Genomic DNA, 14,296 nt, shown 5'->3' with positions numbered 1-14,296 from the left:
GCACGTGCCTACGATCCGAAGAATGGTGTGTTTCTTGATGCCAACAATCAGCCGAGCGTCTATGCGCCCGCGTTGGATCGTGGTAGCGAGGCGGAGACGTGGGCGGATCTGATGTTGGGACCGAAGCCGGTATGATCGAAGAAGACACGACGACCCCGTCATCGCAGCCCGAGACTGTTCGCGCGGGCGGCTCGGCACAGACAACCCGGCGGCGGGCGGCTCGGCCGGCCGGCCCGACCAGTGAGATCGGTGCCGAGACCATCAGTGTGTCCTTGGGCCGCACCGAGGTCCGGTCGAAGACCGAGCCTTCGGTTGCCGACTCCCGCCGGCTAGGAAACACGCGCGCTGTGACGTGGGCGGCGGCCGTACTGGCGGTAGTGCTCATCGGCGCGCTGGGGTTGGCGCTGGCGCTCATGGGGCGTGCGCAACACCAGGACGACCTCCGGGCCGCGCGCGATCAGCGCTTCGTCGACACCGCCGTGCAGACGGTGACGAACATGATGACCTATAGCCAGGACAGCATCGACAAGAACGTCGACCAGTTCGTCAATAGCACCAGCGGACCGCTGCGGGGCACGTTCAACCCCGACAACACTGCCAATCTCAAAGCGCTGTATCACCAAACCGGGACCAGCTCCGAGGTGGTGATCAAGAAGGCGAGCCTGGAGAGCGTCGACGAGATAAGCAAGAAGGCGTCGATCCTCATCTCCGCGCGTGTGACGCTCACCAACGCCGACTCGGGGGTCAACGAGCCCTCCAAGTCGTACCGCATGCGGATGATCGTCGCCGAGGACCAGCAAGGAAACATGACCGCATATGACTTGCGTTGGCCGGATGGGCAGAGCTGATGCGTTGGCTGACAAGAACTTTCGTCGCGATTGTGGTGCTGGCAGTGATCGGTTTGTCTGCCGTGGCCGGCGGCATGTACTGGCACAGGGTTGACACGGTTGCCAGTCGGGACGCGGGTGAGACGCTGATCAAACAGGCCGGTAAGCAGGTGGGAAGCATCTTCGGATACGACTACCAGACCGTCGAGCGCAGCCTTGACGAACAGTACGCGGGGTTGACCCCCGAGTACCGGCGTGAGTTCGAAGACAAGGCGAACAGGGAGATCATCCCGCAGGCCAAGCAGCGCAAGATCGTCAGCCAGACCAGTGTCGTGGGCACCGGGATCATTGCCGCGCATAGAGATTCGGCGCAAGTGGTGGTGTACATGAATCGCACCATCACCGACCAGTCGCGCACCCCCGTGTACGACTCGTCATCGATTCAGGTGGACTACACGCGCTCCGGAGACAAATGGTTGATCTCCTACATCACGCCGCTTTAGAGGGGCTCGCCGCCCAATACCGCGGGCTGCTCCGGTGCGATCGAATCACCGGTGGCTGGTGTCGCTAGCGCTTCCAGGAACGCGCGCGCCCACCGATCCACGTCGTGAACGAGCACCTGACGGCGCAGCGCCCGCATCCGGCGCCGCCCTTCCTCGGGAGCCTGGTTGAGCGCCGACTCGATACCGTCCTTCACGCCATCGATATCGTGCGGATTGACCAGATAAGACTGACGTAATTCTGCTGCTGCTCCGGTGAATTCGGAGAGCACCAGTGAGCCGCCCAGATCGCTGCGGCATGCGACGTACTCCTTGGCCACCAGATTCATGCCGTCGCGCAGCGGTGTCACCAACATGACATCGGCGGCGACGAAGAAGGCGATGAGGTCCTCGCGGGGCACCGGGCGGTGTAGGTAATGCACCACCGCGTGTCCGACCTCGCCGAACTCGCCGTTGATGTGGCCCACCTGCTGTTCCACGTCGCCACGCATCTTCTTGTAGCTGTCGACGCGTTCGCGACTGGGCGTGGCGAGCTGGATGAAGACGGTGTCGCTGCTGCTGGCGCGGCCCTCGGCGAGTAGTTCCTCGTAGGCGCGCAGCCGGATGTCGATGCCCTTGGTGTAGTCGAGCCTATCGACGCCCAGCAGGATCTTGCGTGGTCCGCCGAGCTCGGCGCGAATCTCCTTGGCGCGCTGGCGGATCTGTTTGCTGCGGGACACACTGTCGAGCTGTGTCGAATCGATGGAGATGGGGAAGGCGCCCACCTTCACGGTGCGGAAGCCCACCCGGATCTCACCGAACCGCGAGCGCACGCCGATCGATGCACGAGATGTGCTGGCACCCACCAACCTTCGCGCCAGGTACATGAAGTTCTGGGCACCGCCGGCCAGGTGGAATCCGATGAGGTCGGCGCCCAGCAGGCCGTCCACGATCTCGGTACGCCACGGCATCTGCATGAACAGCTCCACAGGCGGGAACGGAATGTGCAGGAAGAAGCCGATCGTCAGATCCGGCCGCAGCATGCGCAGCATCTTGGGTACCAACTGCAGCTGGTAGTCCTGGACCCATACCGTCGCGCCCTCGGCGGCGACTGCTGCCGTTGCCTCCGCGAACTTACGATTCACGTCGACATATGCCTGCCACCACTCACGGTGATATTCCGGCTTGACGATCACATCGTGATACAGCGGCCACAGGGTGGCATTGGAGAAGCCCTCGTAATACTCGGCAACCTCCTCAGTAGAGAGGCGGACCGAGTACAGCACCATGTCGTCCTCGGAGACCGGGGCGACGTCGACGTCGGGAACTCCGGGCCAGCCCACCCAGGCGCCGCGACGCTTGCGCAGCAGCGGTTCCATCGCGGTGACGAGCCCGCCAGGGCTGCGTTTCCACGTCGTAGAGCCGTCGGGCAGCTTCACCAGGTCGATCGGGAGGCGGTTGGCAACGACGACGAAGTCGGACGTGCCCGCGACAGCCTCTACCGGCGATCGATCATCCGATGGAGGCACCATGTTTGTTTCTCAGAGGGAAACGTATCGAGTTACGCGTCGACCTTGGTTGGCCCGATACCCAGCATCGCGAGCAGCATGCGGCACTCGTCGGCATCGTTTGCGTAGGCGGCGACGACGCGCTGCGCCTGGTGGGCAGTCTCGTCGGCCAGCGGCTCGATGTCGTCGATCGCGGCTGGTTCGGTCTTGGCTGGCATTCATCCATTCTAGGCGACGCGGTGCCGAGTGCTCACATGAGGAATGCCCACATCCCCGGATGGGGTTGCTCCACGCATGACGAGCACCCAGGGAGATCCGGGTCAGTTCGGTCCCAATGCTCCCGGGTGCGCGCGGAAATCGGCTGCCGACGTCGAGCCGATCGAGCTCTTCCCCGGGGTGACCATTCAACCGCTCTGGGAGGATGACAGTGGCGCGAAAGCCCTGATCACGACCATTGCGCCGGGAGTGGTGTGGGCTGGGGAAGATCATCATCGGCCCGGGCCCGAGGAGGTATACGTCGTTTCCGGGGTGAGGGCTGATGTTTGACTTGGTGCCGTGCGGAATCCGGGGGTTTTGATCTGGCTGATTTGTCTGGCGATGGTCGGAGCCTGCTCCGCGCCGCCGGAGGTGCAGCCTGAGCCCCTGACGCTCGATATCGCCCACAACTATGGTGACGTTTTCGCTGATGGCAGGCTTCCCGTGGGGGACGGGAAGATCGTGACAGCTGGCCCGCGTCCCGGGTACGTGTTCGCGTGCCCGCGGTACGCGCAGAGTTTTGGGCTGGCCATCGGTGCACATGTCCGTGGGCCGTGGTTCTCCGAGGACGGCACGTGGTACTACCCGGCCAGGAAGGCGCATGTCCAGGGGCATGTACAACACGACGGCGCGTTCGCCGAAACGAAATCCGGGGCTGCCCGGGTGATCAAGACCAACGACTTGCCCCGAAACCACACCACCGGGCGGTTCCCGATCGCGACCGATGACACCGCGTACCAGTACGACCGCAACCCGAACGCCATCGCCGCGCAAGAGCTGACGTATGTGCTGGCCGCTGAGCCCACCTATGGCACGCCGCAGTGCATCGGCCATGAGGTGGGCGTGATGCTGTCGGGTGTGGTGTTGTTCAGTGCCCTTGACGCGGTGGGGCGCGATGCGGGGGCGTGGGAGGTGCAGGACGACTGCTCAGGGCATCCGGAGGTGACGGGCAGCTACCACTACCACACACCCAGCCCGTGTCTGGCGAAGGCACATGTCGCTGAGGTGGTCGGCTACGCGCTGGATGGTTTTCCCATCACCGGGGCACGCGTGGGAGACGGAAACACCCTCACCACCAACGATCTCGACGAGTGTCATGGCATCACGAGCACTGTGAGTCTGGACGGCAGGGACGTTGACACCTATCACTACGTGATGACTCAGGACTACCCGTACTCGGTGAGCTGTTTTAGGGGACGTCCCACCACGGTGCAGGGCAGGGCACAGCCGCCGGGGCGATAATGCCTGCAGGCGGCGTCACGCCGCGTTACTCCCTGAGTGGCCCCCGTCGGAGTTCGAGTGGGGCTTGATCGATCGCCGCATTGAGGTTGGCGTTGCCTTCGGTTACTGATGTCTTGAAGGTGGGTGCGGTGATGCCGCTGACCGGCCAGACGGCGCCCGGATACGACACTGGTGTGTAGATGTCAGACTCGGTGACGAACTTATGGCCGATCTTGGCGGGGATGTTGGCGCTGGCGCCGTCGTTGTTGCCGCCGACTCCGATGACATAGGACACGAGCGTTGAGGCGATGGTCGCGACTCCATCGCGACCGGTGCCAGAACCGTGCAGGTCGCCGCCACCGCTGCCGCAGTGGCTATCGAGCGCTTGAGTGTGAGTGACGTTTCCCCAAAACCGAATGCTGCGCAGCCATCAGGACCCCTCCCGTGCATTCGGCGCCGATGCCGAATGCGGTGGCCTGAGAGTAATTTGAGCAAAGCAATTTCGCAGTGCTCAGACCCGTCAAATCAGGTGATCGCGGCATAGTTGCCACTACGTGGGTAGTGCCTGTTCAACCGCTATTTTTTGGTGCAGATTTATACCCAAATTAACTGGCCGATCCTGGAGTGTGCGCGAGGGATTACCGCAAATTCTGCGAGGGCTTATCCGAGTATCGCCGCGTACCTATCATTGAGGCTTTGCCAGTCATGTGTCATGGCATCAAGGCCGACGACCCGGCCTCGCGGCGTCCCGTCGATGGCGAGAGTGAGAGTGTCCAGGCAGATGTGCCAACCGCCGGCATTGCTGGAGGCGTTACCGCGATCGGACATCGAATGCTCGAGGGTCAGCCGGCACCCATCCTCCGTGGGTTCGATTCGCCAGCGCAGGGTGTCATCGGGACCCCAGCGATGGATGAGCTCGCGAGGCGGGTCGACGGTGAGCACCTCGCCGTCGAGCACCGGATCGGCGGCGGTCTCCTGAACCCGGGCGGCTCCCACCGAATCCAAGGGGCGATCGGGTATGGCGGGCGACCACTGACGCAACCTGTCGGGGTCGATAAGCCACTGCCAGACCGCCTCCGGCGGATGGCGTAGGTCCGCGGGACATGGTGAGGACCCATCTGCCTTCGTGGTCATCGCACGGTGTGAGGGTGGCGGCCAGGGGATTAGTCACGGTTGTCCTCTTCCTTGTCGTCATGGGTGCCGCAGTCGTTGTCGATGAGAAATGTCAGGTGATCGAACGCGTTGGCCCACGTGCGGTGATAGGGCGTCACCCAGGCCAGCACGGCAGGGAGGGGATCGTCCGCCAGGTGGTACACGCGGCGTTTCCCGGCGACCTCCACCCGAACTGTGCCCGCGTCGCGCAGGACACTCAGGTGCTTGGACACCAGCGACTGCGAAAGATCGAGCCGTTCTATCAGGGTCGTGACATCGGCCGCCCCCTCGCGCAAGGTGTCGATGATCCGGCGTCGGGTCGGATCGGCGATCACCATGAAGGCATCCATGACGCCATATCACCATCGAATCATATGAATATCAAGGAATATATATGGCCGGTCATGTGGCGACTCGGCCTTGCGTAGCGCTGATCAGTACTGTGGTCAAGAGGTACCGGTGAGTGCTGCTCGCCGAGGTCGTGGTGGGCGCGCGGTCGTTGGCTCAATGCCCTAGGTGAGGATCTTTTCTTGACGAAGCCGCTGCGGATGCGGATTGCCGTAATCGGTGTATTCGCATCGTTCGGGCTCGTGGTGGCCACCTGGGCCGTGCACCTGCCGACCATGAAGCAGGCCACGGGGATGTCCTCGACGGTGCTGGGCTTCGTGGTGTTGGGGCTCGGGGTCGGCGCACTGCTGGGCATGCAGCTCAGTGGTGTGCTCGTCGACCGATTCGGAAGCGGTCCGATCGCGGTCGCGGGCGGTGCGGCGATGGCCCTCGGCGTCAACATTCCGCTGGCAGCCCACGCCGTGTGGGTCGCCGGTCTCGGTGCGGTCCTCTGCGGCGTCGCCGTGGGTGTCACCGATGTCGCGATGAACGCCGCGGCGGTCGACGTCGAGCGTTTCCACGGCCGCCCGATCATGGCCTCATTTCACGGGGTGTTCTCCGTGGGCAACGTGGTGGGTGCGGGAATCGGGTCGGCCGCGTTCGCCCTGCACATCAAGGTCTGGGAGACGGTGCTCGGTGTCACCGTGCTGTGCCTGGCGCTGCTGGCGTGCTCAGCCACTGTGCTGCTCCGCGACACGCTGCGGGCGGGCGAAGTAGAAGCGCCGGACACGGTGCCGTACACCCTGCCGCCACCCATGACGTGTCGCCGGGGCCAGGTGCTGACGCTCGGCTTGCTGGCGTTCTTGCTCATGCTGTCGGAGGGGTCGGCCACGGACTGGAGCAGTCTGCACGCGCAGGAGCATTTGGGCGCCTCCCATTCCCAAGGCGCGTTCGCCTTTGGGGTATTCATGCTCGCGATGACGCTGGGCCGGTTTACCGTCGACAAGCTCGTGGAGCGGGTGGGGAGGGTTCCGGTGCTGCGGTGGGGTTGCGCCCTGGCGGCTGTCGGGATGCTGATCGTCATCGCCTCTCCGGTGCTGCCGTTGACGTTGGTGGGTTGGGCGGCGGTGGGCCTCGGGCTCGCCGGTGGCGTCCCGCAGGTGTTCACCGTCGCGGGCAATATCGACGAACAACACGAGGGCCGCGTGCTGTCGCGGGTTGTCGGCACCGGTTACGTCGCGGTACTGGGCGGACCCGCACTCATCGGCTGGGTGGCCGATGCCCTCTCGCTCAATACCGCTTTGGTACTGCCGATCTTCGCGGTGCTTGTCTGTGGCTGTGCGGCGGGCGCGTTGACGATGACCGCACCTGCCACCAAGGCGGTGCCCAAGCCCGGGCGTACCGTCAAACCATGACGGACTTTCTGGTGGCTGCGTCGGCGCGGGAACTGTTGCGTGACAGCTTTACTCGGATCATCGAACACGTCGGCGAGGTGACCGACGGTCTTCCCGATTCCGCATTGGCGTATCGCCCCAAGCCGGATGCGAACAGCATCGCCTGGCTGATTTGGCATTCGGCCCGATGCCAGGATGTGCAGATCTGTGCCATCACGGGGGACGAGCCGCTGTGGACGGCCCGGGGCTGGGAGCCGCGATTCGGCCTCGACCTGCCCGCCGATTCCAACGGTTACGGGCACACACCGGCGGACGTGGCCAAGGTCGTCGCGACGGTCGATCTACTCAGCGGCTATTACGAGGAGGTGCACGAGATGACGCTGCGCTATGTCGAGAGTCTTACCGATTCCGAACTCGCACGCGTCGTCGACAGACACTGGGACCCGCCGGTCACGGCGAGTGCCCGGTTGGTCAGCATCGTCGATGACTGCGCCCAGCATCTGGGCCAAGCTGCCTACCTGCGCGGGATCATCCCAACCAACCGGTAGGGATGCGACGTGGGTCACCTCGTGCCTAGACTCCTCTAATGACAACGACGTCTGAAAATCTCGCCACTGCCGCCCATCACGCCGCTCGCGACGTGCGCAATCCCGCGAATGGGCAGGTTGTTGGGCAGGTGAACTGGACCGATCCCTCGGATATCCCCGTAATCACCGCGCAACTGGCGAGGGCGCAGCCGTCATGGGAACGTCTCGGCCCCGAGGGGCGTGGCAAGGTACTGGCGCGTTTCGCGCAGTGGCTGACCGATAACACACCCCGTATCGAGGCCCAACTGATCGCCGAGACCGGCAAGTCCAAGATCGACGCGGGCATCGAAATTCCGTCGATTCTGGCGATCATCGCGTACTACGCACCGCGTGCGGCGGAGTTTTTGGCACCCGAGTCGCGGCCGGCGTCGTCGATGGCCATGAATACTAAGAAGATCACGCTGCATCAGCGGCCCCGTAAGGTCGTAGGTGTCATTTCGCCCTGGAATTACCCTGTGGCACTTGGATATTGGGATGTAATTCCGGCACTGTTGGCGGGCTGTTCTGTGCTGCTCAAGCCCTCGGAGCGGACGCCCCTCTCCGATGAACTCATCGCACGTGGCTGGGAGGAAATCGGGGCGCCGCCGGTGTTCGAGATCGTCCAGGGCGCGCGTGAGGTAGGCGAGGCGCTGATCGACAACGTCGACTTCATCCAGTTCACCGGATCGACGGCCACCGGCAAGAAGATCATGGAGCGTGCCGCACGCCGGCTCACCCCCGTCAGCCTGGAACTCGGCGGCAAAGATCCGATGCTGGTGCTGTCGGACGCCGACGTCAAACGCGCCGCGCACGCGGCGGTGTGGGGCGCCATGTTCAACGCCGGGCAGACCTGCGTATCCGTTGAGCGGGTATATGTGCACGACTCGATCTACGAGCAGTTCGTCGATCTGGTGATCGACGAGGTGCGGACCTTGGAGATCGGCGCCGGGATGGACCATAGCGTCGGCGCCATGATCGATGAAAACCAGCTCGAAATCGTGGACCAGCATGTGCGCCAAGCGGTCTCGGCGGGTGCTCGGGCGCTCACCGGCGGGGCACGGGTCCCGGGGGGCGGCACCTTCTACGCTCCGACCGTGCTGGTCGACGTGGACCATTCGATGGACTGCATGCGGGAGGAGACCTTTGGCCCGACGCTACCGATCATGCGGTTCTCCGAGGAATCCAAGGCGATCGCCTTGGCGAATGACAGTGTGTACGGACTCTCCGCCAGCGTGTGGTCCAAGGATCGAAAGCGTGCCGAACGTATTGCGCTGCAACTTGATTGCGGCACGGTCAACATCAACGACGTGATCATGAACCTGTCCTGTCTCACCGCGCCGCATGGAGGATGGAAGGGTTCCGGGATGGGCTCGCGCTTTGGGGGCGCCAGCGGTCTGCTCAAGTACTGCCGCACCGAGGCCATCGTCGACACCCGGGTGACACTGCCCAGTGAGCCGCTCTGGTACAGCGGACCGAGCTGGTTGGCTCCTGTCGCGCTCAAGAGCCTCACCAAGCTCTCGAACAAGGCCTTGCGCCCCTTCCGTCGCTGACACCAGCCGTTCATTCGCTGTCCATCGTGGCGACGATTACCGGGGATATTTTCCGCTGGTGACCGAGACCATTACCGCCGCCGCGCAGGGCTACACCGTCGACGATGATGATGACGATGATCCGATACTCATTGCGCCTGACGGCGTCGCGGTGGATACCTGGCGGGAAAACTATCCGTACGACGAGCGGATGAGCCGTCAGCAGTACGAGCTTGAGAAGCGGTTGCTGCAGATCGAGCTCCTCAAGCTCCAGAACTGGAGCAAGCGCACCGGCGCCCGGCACGTCATCCTCTTCGAGGGGCGCGACGCCGCGGGCAAGGGCGGCACCATCAAGCGGTTCATGGAGCACCTCAACCCGCGTGGTGCCCGGGTTGTCGCGCTGGAGAAGCCGACTGAACGGGAACGCACCCAGTGGTATTTCCAGCGGTATGTTCCGCATCTGCCGGCGGCCGGAGAGATGGTGTGCTTCGACAGGTCCTGGTACAACCGCGCCGGCGTCGAACGGGTCATGGGATTCTGCTCTGACGACCAGCATTCCGAATTCATCCACCAGGCACCACTTTTCGAGCAGATGCTGGTCAATGATGGCATCAGCCTCACCAAGTTGTGGTTCTCGGTATCGTCCGCCGAGCAGCGCACGCGCTTCGCGATCCGGCAGGTTGACCCGGTGCGGCAGTGGAAGCTCTCGCCGATGGACTTGGCTTCCCTAGACAAGTGGGACGCCTACACTAAGGCCAAGGAAGAGATGTTCTCGCTGACCGATACCGATCACGCGCCGTGGATCGTGGTAAAGAGCAACGACAAGAAGCGGGCCCGTGTCAACGCGATGCGGCATGTCCTGGGCAAATTCGACTACGACGACAAGGACACCGACGTCGTCGGCCAGGCCGATCCGCTAATCCTGGGGCGCGCGCTTACGGACTAACCTGGGCGGGATGCGATTCCTGTTCGCGGTCCTGCTGTGGCTGCTCACCACCGCCGCACTGGCCGTCACGGTGACGGCGGCCTGGACACAGTCCAGGATTGTCGACGAGAACGGCTACGTGGCGTTGACGGGGCCGGCGGCGGCCGATCCGAATGTTCAGCGCGCGATCGCCGCGGAACTCACCACACAGATCGTGTCGCTGGGTAAGAAGCAGGGTTCGCGCGTCAACGAGACTCAGGTCGCGGAATTGACCGCTGCGTACACCAGTGGGCCGCAGTTCCGTGCCGACTTCGCATCGGTGAATCGGATGGCACACCAGTGGTTATTCACGAACTCGAGCTCGGCGCAGCGTGATTCGCAGGGAAGCTGGCAGATCGACATGGCCCCCATGATCAAGAGCCTGGTGCCGCAAGGTCTTTCCATCAAGGCGCCGGAGACGCTGAAGGTCTCGGTTACCGAGGACAATCTGGCCGGATTGACGCCGGGACGATTGGTGCCGGTGGCACGCTTCGGCCAGCTTGCGGTCTGGATATCGTTCGGCCTGACCCTTGTTCTCGCGGGCTTGACTCAGTTGGCGGTGCGCAGCCGCGCCAAGGGTCTTGCCGGGCTGGGTATTTCGGCACTACTCGTAGGCGCGGCCGGGTGGGCTGGGCTGGAGATCGGTCGGCGCTATCTGGACCGGCCGTTGAACCGCGTCACCGACAATCTCCGCGATGTGGCCGACGGACTGGTCACGCAGGCGGTGAGCAATGCCCACCACTGGCTGAGCCTCACTATGGCCGCCGGAGGACTGGTGATCGTGATCGGAGTGGCCGCGGGGTTGGTGGGCGGCATGCTGCGGCGCTGACGTGAACGCTAGGCCGCGTGTGCGTCGCGGATGCGCTGCACGTCGTGCTCGACACATCCGACGCGTTCAGCGGCGTCACTGACGGACAGCCGACGATCCAACAGGATGTCCAGCTCGGTGGGTGAAAACTCCGGTTCGGTATCCCACGGAGCACGGTCCCACCCGTTTTCGCTCAACCCGATGAACAGGTCGTTTCTCATCGTGCACCTCACGGCAATCTGGCTCCAACTACCGACTATCCGGAAGCTCATCAATGCGCTCACGTCACGGTCGGTCAATAACTGCGGCCCGCCGGGCGACTTTGCCAAGGCCAATAATTCAGCTAACTACCAAGGTACCCGAGCGCACCGATGGCAACAATCCATGACGGTTACGGATCGGTCTCGATTTCGGTAACGGAGCCCGTTGCCGGTGCGGCCACCCCGCGATATCGCCATGCCCCTGAGCTGGGATATTAAGATTTTGATCAGACACTGCTTGCAGCAGTTAGCACCTGTGAGCTGCGGTTTTGTGGGGGTTAGTTAATGGCGATTTGCGGGACCGGCAACATGTCGAGCAAACTGCATGTGTGTGACTATGTCGTCACCGTGTGATGGGGTGACCCGGGAACGTGATTCGCGAGACTGTTCCCATTCGGAGTGATGTACGTCATGAAAGATGCACTGTCACCATGCTCTCACTGGCCGCCGCCCGGTCAATATCGGATCTGTTGAAGCTGCCGTCTGGATTACGGCGCACGTTGTGATACTTGGCATCTCGCGGCACCTTGTGCAGCAGCTCGGCCAGCGGCCCGGCGATCTGCGGTCCCGTGGAAAGCTCGGCGGTGCCATCGAGCCGCTTGCCGCGCACCAACGCGGTGACGGGCCGGCCATCGCGCAGATTCTTGGCCCACGCCCTGTCGGTGAATACGGTCAACACGTCGCCCTTGCGAACGTAGGTGGCGGCGACGTTGTATTCCTTGCCGCTCTTGCGGCCGGTGAAGGTGAACAACGCGATGTTGCCGCTGAGTACGGGGTGCAGCGGGCTGCGGAGCAGGCCCTTGACCATCTTGTTAACCCACGGCGGAACGGTGTTGGATTCGCTCATACGGCCATTGTGCGTCGCGGGTGGTGTCACGGCATCGGGGATTGCCCTGATATTTCGGGTCAGGGTGCGAGCTGGCGCCAGAGGAACTCGATGGCCAGCGCCGCCTTGAATGCCGACTGTTCGTTGTTAGCCGCGCCGCCGTGGCCGCCCTCGATGTTTTCGTAGTACCAGACCGGTTGCCCGGCCTCTTGCAATGCGGCGGTCATCTTGCGCGCGTGCCCCGGGTGAACGCGGTCATCGCGGGTCGAGGTGGTCACCAGAACCGGTGGATAACGCTTCTCGGGCGAAATATTTTGGTAAGGAGAGTATTTGGAGATGAACTCCCAATCATCGGGATTGTCGGGGTCGCCATACTCGGCAACCCAGGAGGCGCCGGCCAGCAGCAAGTGGTAGCGGCGCATATCCAGCAGCGGCACCTGGCACACCAACGCGCCGAACAGCTCCGGGTATGCCGTGAGCATCACCCCCATCAGCAGGCCGCCGTTGCTCCCGCCCTGTGCGCCCAGCTGTGCCGCGGTGGTGATGCCCCGAGCCACCAGATCGCGCGCGACAGCGGCGAAGTCCTCGTACACCAGATGGCGCCCCTCACGCATCGCCTGGGTGTGCCACACCGGGCCGTACTCGCCACCCCCGCGGATATTGGCCAGCACGTACGTGCCGCCACGGGACAGCCACAGCTTGCCCAGCACACCGTCGTACCCGGGAGTCCGGGCGACCTCAAAGCCCCCGTAACCGCCGAGCAGAGTCGGCCCCGCACCATCGGATCCCTTGGGGCGAACCACGAAATACGGAATCGACGTCCCGTCGTCGGACCGTGCGAAGTGTTGGGCCACCTCAAAGGCTGCGCCGTCGAAGAACGATGGCGCCGACTTGATGGGGGATACCCAGGCCTGAGCGGCGCTCACCTCACCTACTTCACCGCGCAGCAGTGTCGACGGCTGGGTGAATCCTGATGTGTCGAGGAAAATCTCGTCGCCCAGGTCATCGACCGCGACGATCTGTGTGGTCGTGTTGACCGGCACACCCGCCAGTGGTTCCGAGTCCCAGGTGCCCGGGGTGAAGACCAGGATCTCGCTGATCACATCGCGCAGGATCGCGACGGTGAGCCGTTCCCGCGTCCACGCGTAGTGGTGCAGACTCGCGTGCTCATCGGGAACGAACACCGGGGTGACGGCGCGATCGCCGGCGAGGAAGTCCGCATAGCGAGCGGCCAACAGCGTCCCGGCCGAATGCTCGGTGCCATCCACCTGCCACGGCGACTTGAGCTCGACGAGGAGCCATTCACGGTGCACCGATACCGAGGCATCGGTGGGGACGTCGATGCGCAGCAGCTCTCCGTCGACGCTTAGCTCGTGTACTTCGGAGTTGAAGAAGTCGGTGGCCCGGCTGACTAGGGTGCGTTCGAAGCCCGGAGTGTCGTCATAGCTCGCACTCACCATCACGTCTGAGGATTCGCCGCTAAACACCAGCTCCGCTTCGTCTGGGGATTGCCCGCGTTTCCAGCGTTTCACTAGACGGGGATACCCCGAGTCCGTGAGACTGTCGGGCCCAAAATCTGTCCCCACGAAAACAGTGTCGGCGTCGATCCACCCGATCTGCGTCTTGGCCTCGGGCAGCACGAAACCGTCCGTCACGAACTGTCTTGTTTCCAGATCGAATTCGCGCACCACTACGGCGTCCGACCCGCCGCGCGACAGACTGACCAGCGCCCGGCGGAACTCGGGCCGTAGCGCGGTCGCGCCCGCCCAGACCCAGTTTTCTTCCTCGGTGTCCGCCAGCGCGTCAACGTCGATGATGACGTCCCATTGGGGATCTTCCAGACGGTACTGATCCAAAGTGGTTCGGCGCCAAAGGCCGCGGGCGTTGTTGGCATCGCGCCAGAAGTTGTAGAGGTATTCGCCCCGCCGGCGCACATAGGGGATCTGTGCATCCGTATTGAGAATGGCCAGCGCCTCGGCCCGCATATCGTCAAAACGCTCACCGGAAAACTTGCCGGTTGTTATCGAGTTGTGTTCGCGCACCCAGTTCAGCGGTTCGTCACCGCCAATGTCTTCGAGCCAGAGATGTGGGTCCGGGGAGCGGCGCGCCGACGTCATTTGAGCCAGTGTGCCAGTGATCGCAGTATGGTCGAAGGTGGCCCGGGGGCGGACAGAACACCG

General features: G+C 63.5%; 15 protein-coding genes and 2 pseudogenes. 9 read left to right on the top strand and 8 right to left on the bottom strand.

Features of this window, described 5'->3' with window-relative positions:
- The first annotated feature begins 131 nt into the window (after nt 1-131).
- Together B4383_RS07235 and B4383_RS07230 are read left to right on the top strand one after the other, a co-directional pair.
- A complete protein-coding gene (locus B4383_RS07235; protein ID WP_078290274.1) occupies nt 132-848 on the top strand; it encodes a mammalian cell entry protein in 717 nt (238 codons plus the stop codon).
- On the top strand, nt 827-1,330 hold the full coding sequence (locus B4383_RS07230) for a mammalian cell entry protein (RefSeq protein ID WP_078290275.1): 504 nt from the start codon (nt 827-829) through the stop codon (nt 1,328-1,330). The genes B4383_RS07235 and B4383_RS07230 overlap by 22 nt, the downstream gene beginning before the upstream one ends.
- Here the strand turns inward: B4383_RS07230 and B4383_RS07225 are convergent.
- Nucleotides 1,327-2,838, bottom strand: a complete 1,512-nt coding sequence (locus tag B4383_RS07225; RefSeq protein ID WP_078290276.1) for a trehalose-6-phosphate synthase — start codon at nt 2,836-2,838, stop codon at nt 1,327-1,329. The genes B4383_RS07230 and B4383_RS07225 overlap by 4 nt on opposite strands.
- Before the next feature lie 29 nt (nt 2,839-2,867).
- Entirely contained in the window at nt 2,868-3,032 is a 165-nt protein-coding gene (locus tag B4383_RS26210) for a hypothetical protein (RefSeq protein WP_109555886.1), read from the bottom strand.
- A gap of 76 nt (nt 3,033-3,108) precedes the next feature.
- On the opposite strand from B4383_RS26210, the pseudogene B4383_RS07220 reads away from it, so the two are divergent.
- Together B4383_RS07220 and B4383_RS07215 are read left to right on the top strand one after the other, a co-directional pair.
- Nucleotides 3,109-3,345 (top strand): annotated as a pseudogene (locus B4383_RS07220) (anti-sigma factor); the annotation flags it as partial.
- Between the two features lie 66 nt (nt 3,346-3,411).
- Nucleotides 3,412-4,311 (top strand): YHYH protein, encoded by a 900-nt coding sequence (locus B4383_RS07215; RefSeq protein WP_078290277.1) that lies wholly within the window; start codon nt 3,412-3,414, stop codon nt 4,309-4,311.
- A 79-nt stretch (nt 4,312-4,390) separates the two neighbouring features.
- Here B4383_RS07215 and B4383_RS07210 read toward each other — a convergent pair.
- From B4383_RS07210 to B4383_RS07200, 3 genes and pseudogenes are all read right to left on the bottom strand, one after another.
- Nucleotides 4,391-4,721 (bottom strand): annotated as a pseudogene (locus B4383_RS07210) (PE-PPE domain-containing protein); the annotation flags it as partial.
- Between the two features lie 229 nt (nt 4,722-4,950).
- A complete protein-coding gene (locus tag B4383_RS07205) occupies nt 4,951-5,424 on the bottom strand; it encodes an SRPBCC domain-containing protein (RefSeq protein ID WP_078290278.1) in 474 nt (157 codons plus the stop codon).
- A gap of 29 nt (nt 5,425-5,453) precedes the next feature.
- On the bottom strand, nt 5,454-5,792 hold the full coding sequence (locus B4383_RS07200) for a metalloregulator ArsR/SmtB family transcription factor (protein ID WP_078290279.1): 339 nt from the start codon (nt 5,790-5,792) through the stop codon (nt 5,454-5,456).
- Nucleotides 5,793-5,990: 198 nt separating this feature from the next.
- On the opposite strand from B4383_RS07200, the gene B4383_RS07195 reads away from it, so the two are divergent.
- Genes B4383_RS07195 through B4383_RS07175 form a run of 5 tightly spaced genes read left to right on the top strand, consistent with a single transcriptional unit; the run spans nt 5,991 to nt 11,051 of the window.
- Nucleotides 5,991-7,184 (top strand): MFS transporter, encoded by a 1,194-nt coding sequence (locus B4383_RS07195; protein ID WP_078290280.1) that lies wholly within the window; start codon nt 5,991-5,993, stop codon nt 7,182-7,184.
- On the top strand, nt 7,181-7,711 hold the full coding sequence (locus B4383_RS07190) for a mycothiol transferase (RefSeq protein WP_078290281.1): 531 nt from the start codon (nt 7,181-7,183) through the stop codon (nt 7,709-7,711). The genes B4383_RS07195 and B4383_RS07190 overlap by 4 nt, the downstream gene beginning before the upstream one ends.
- 38 nt (nt 7,712-7,749) lie before the next feature.
- Nucleotides 7,750-9,279: an aldehyde dehydrogenase family protein gene (locus B4383_RS07185; protein ID WP_078290282.1), complete on the top strand. Its 1,530-nt coding sequence runs from the start codon at nt 7,750-7,752 to the stop codon at nt 9,277-9,279.
- Nucleotides 9,280-9,337: 58 nt separating this feature from the next.
- Nucleotides 9,338-10,204: a polyphosphate kinase 2 gene (gene ppk2 / locus B4383_RS07180; protein ID WP_078290283.1), complete on the top strand. Its 867-nt coding sequence runs from the start codon at nt 9,338-9,340 to the stop codon at nt 10,202-10,204.
- Nucleotides 10,205-10,214: 10 nt separating this feature from the next.
- A complete protein-coding gene (locus B4383_RS07175) occupies nt 10,215-11,051 on the top strand; it encodes a hypothetical protein (protein ID WP_078290284.1) in 837 nt (278 codons plus the stop codon).
- A gap of 8 nt (nt 11,052-11,059) precedes the next feature.
- On the opposite strand, the gene B4383_RS07170 is transcribed toward B4383_RS07175, so the two are convergent.
- The 3 genes from B4383_RS07170 to B4383_RS07160 all read right to left on the bottom strand — a co-directional run bounded on the left by B4383_RS07170 (nt 11,060) and on the right by B4383_RS07160 (nt 14,233).
- On the bottom strand, nt 11,060-11,251 hold the full coding sequence (locus B4383_RS07170) for a hypothetical protein (protein ID WP_046256038.1): 192 nt from the start codon (nt 11,249-11,251) through the stop codon (nt 11,060-11,062).
- Between the two features lie 448 nt (nt 11,252-11,699).
- Entirely contained in the window at nt 11,700-12,137 is a 438-nt protein-coding gene (locus B4383_RS07165) for a hypothetical protein (protein ID WP_078290285.1), read from the bottom strand.
- Between the two features lie 59 nt (nt 12,138-12,196).
- Nucleotides 12,197-14,233: a prolyl oligopeptidase family serine peptidase gene (locus B4383_RS07160; protein ID WP_078290286.1), complete on the bottom strand. Its 2,037-nt coding sequence runs from the start codon at nt 14,231-14,233 to the stop codon at nt 12,197-12,199.
- Between the last annotated feature and the right edge of the window lie 63 nt (nt 14,234-14,296).

The sequence above is a fragment of the Mycobacterium sp. D16R24 genome, assembly GCF_002013385.1.
Lineage (GTDB): Bacteria > Actinomycetota > Actinomycetes > Mycobacteriales > Mycobacteriaceae > Mycobacterium.
The sequence above is the reverse complement of the archived record's forward strand: the minus strand, read 5'-3'. Positions and strand labels throughout refer to the sequence as shown.

Coding starts and splice junctions, on each gene's coding strand:
- B4383_RS07235 (WP_078290274.1), top strand. CDS start 132: ATGATCGAAGAAGACACGACGACCCCGTCATCGCAGCCCGAGACTGTT.
- B4383_RS07215 (WP_078290277.1), top strand. CDS start 3,412: ATGGTCGGAGCCTGCTCCGCGCCGCCGGAGGTGCAGCCTGAGCCCCTG.
- B4383_RS07165 (WP_078290285.1), bottom strand. CDS start 12,137: ATGAGCGAATCCAACACCGTTCCGCCGTGGGTTAACAAGATGGTCAAG.
- B4383_RS26210 (WP_109555886.1), bottom strand. CDS start 3,032: ATGCCAGCCAAGACCGAACCAGCCGCGATCGACGACATCGAGCCGCTG.
- B4383_RS07205 (WP_078290278.1), bottom strand. CDS start 5,424: ATGACCACGAAGGCAGATGGGTCCTCACCATGTCCCGCGGACCTACGC.
- B4383_RS07190 (WP_078290281.1), top strand. CDS start 7,181: ATGACGGACTTTCTGGTGGCTGCGTCGGCGCGGGAACTGTTGCGTGAC.
- B4383_RS07185 (WP_078290282.1), top strand. CDS start 7,750: ATGACAACGACGTCTGAAAATCTCGCCACTGCCGCCCATCACGCCGCT.
- B4383_RS07170 (WP_046256038.1), bottom strand. CDS start 11,251: ATGAGAAACGACCTGTTCATCGGGTTGAGCGAAAACGGGTGGGACCGT.
- B4383_RS07160 (WP_078290286.1), bottom strand. CDS start 14,233: ATGACGTCGGCGCGCCGCTCCCCGGACCCACATCTCTGGCTCGAAGAC.
- B4383_RS07200 (WP_078290279.1), bottom strand. CDS start 5,792: ATGGATGCCTTCATGGTGATCGCCGATCCGACCCGACGCCGGATCATC.
- B4383_RS07225 (WP_078290276.1), bottom strand. CDS start 2,838: ATGGTGCCTCCATCGGATGATCGATCGCCGGTAGAGGCTGTCGCGGGC.
- B4383_RS07175 (WP_078290284.1), top strand. CDS start 10,215: ATGCGATTCCTGTTCGCGGTCCTGCTGTGGCTGCTCACCACCGCCGCA.
- B4383_RS07195 (WP_078290280.1), top strand. CDS start 5,991: ATGCGGATTGCCGTAATCGGTGTATTCGCATCGTTCGGGCTCGTGGTG.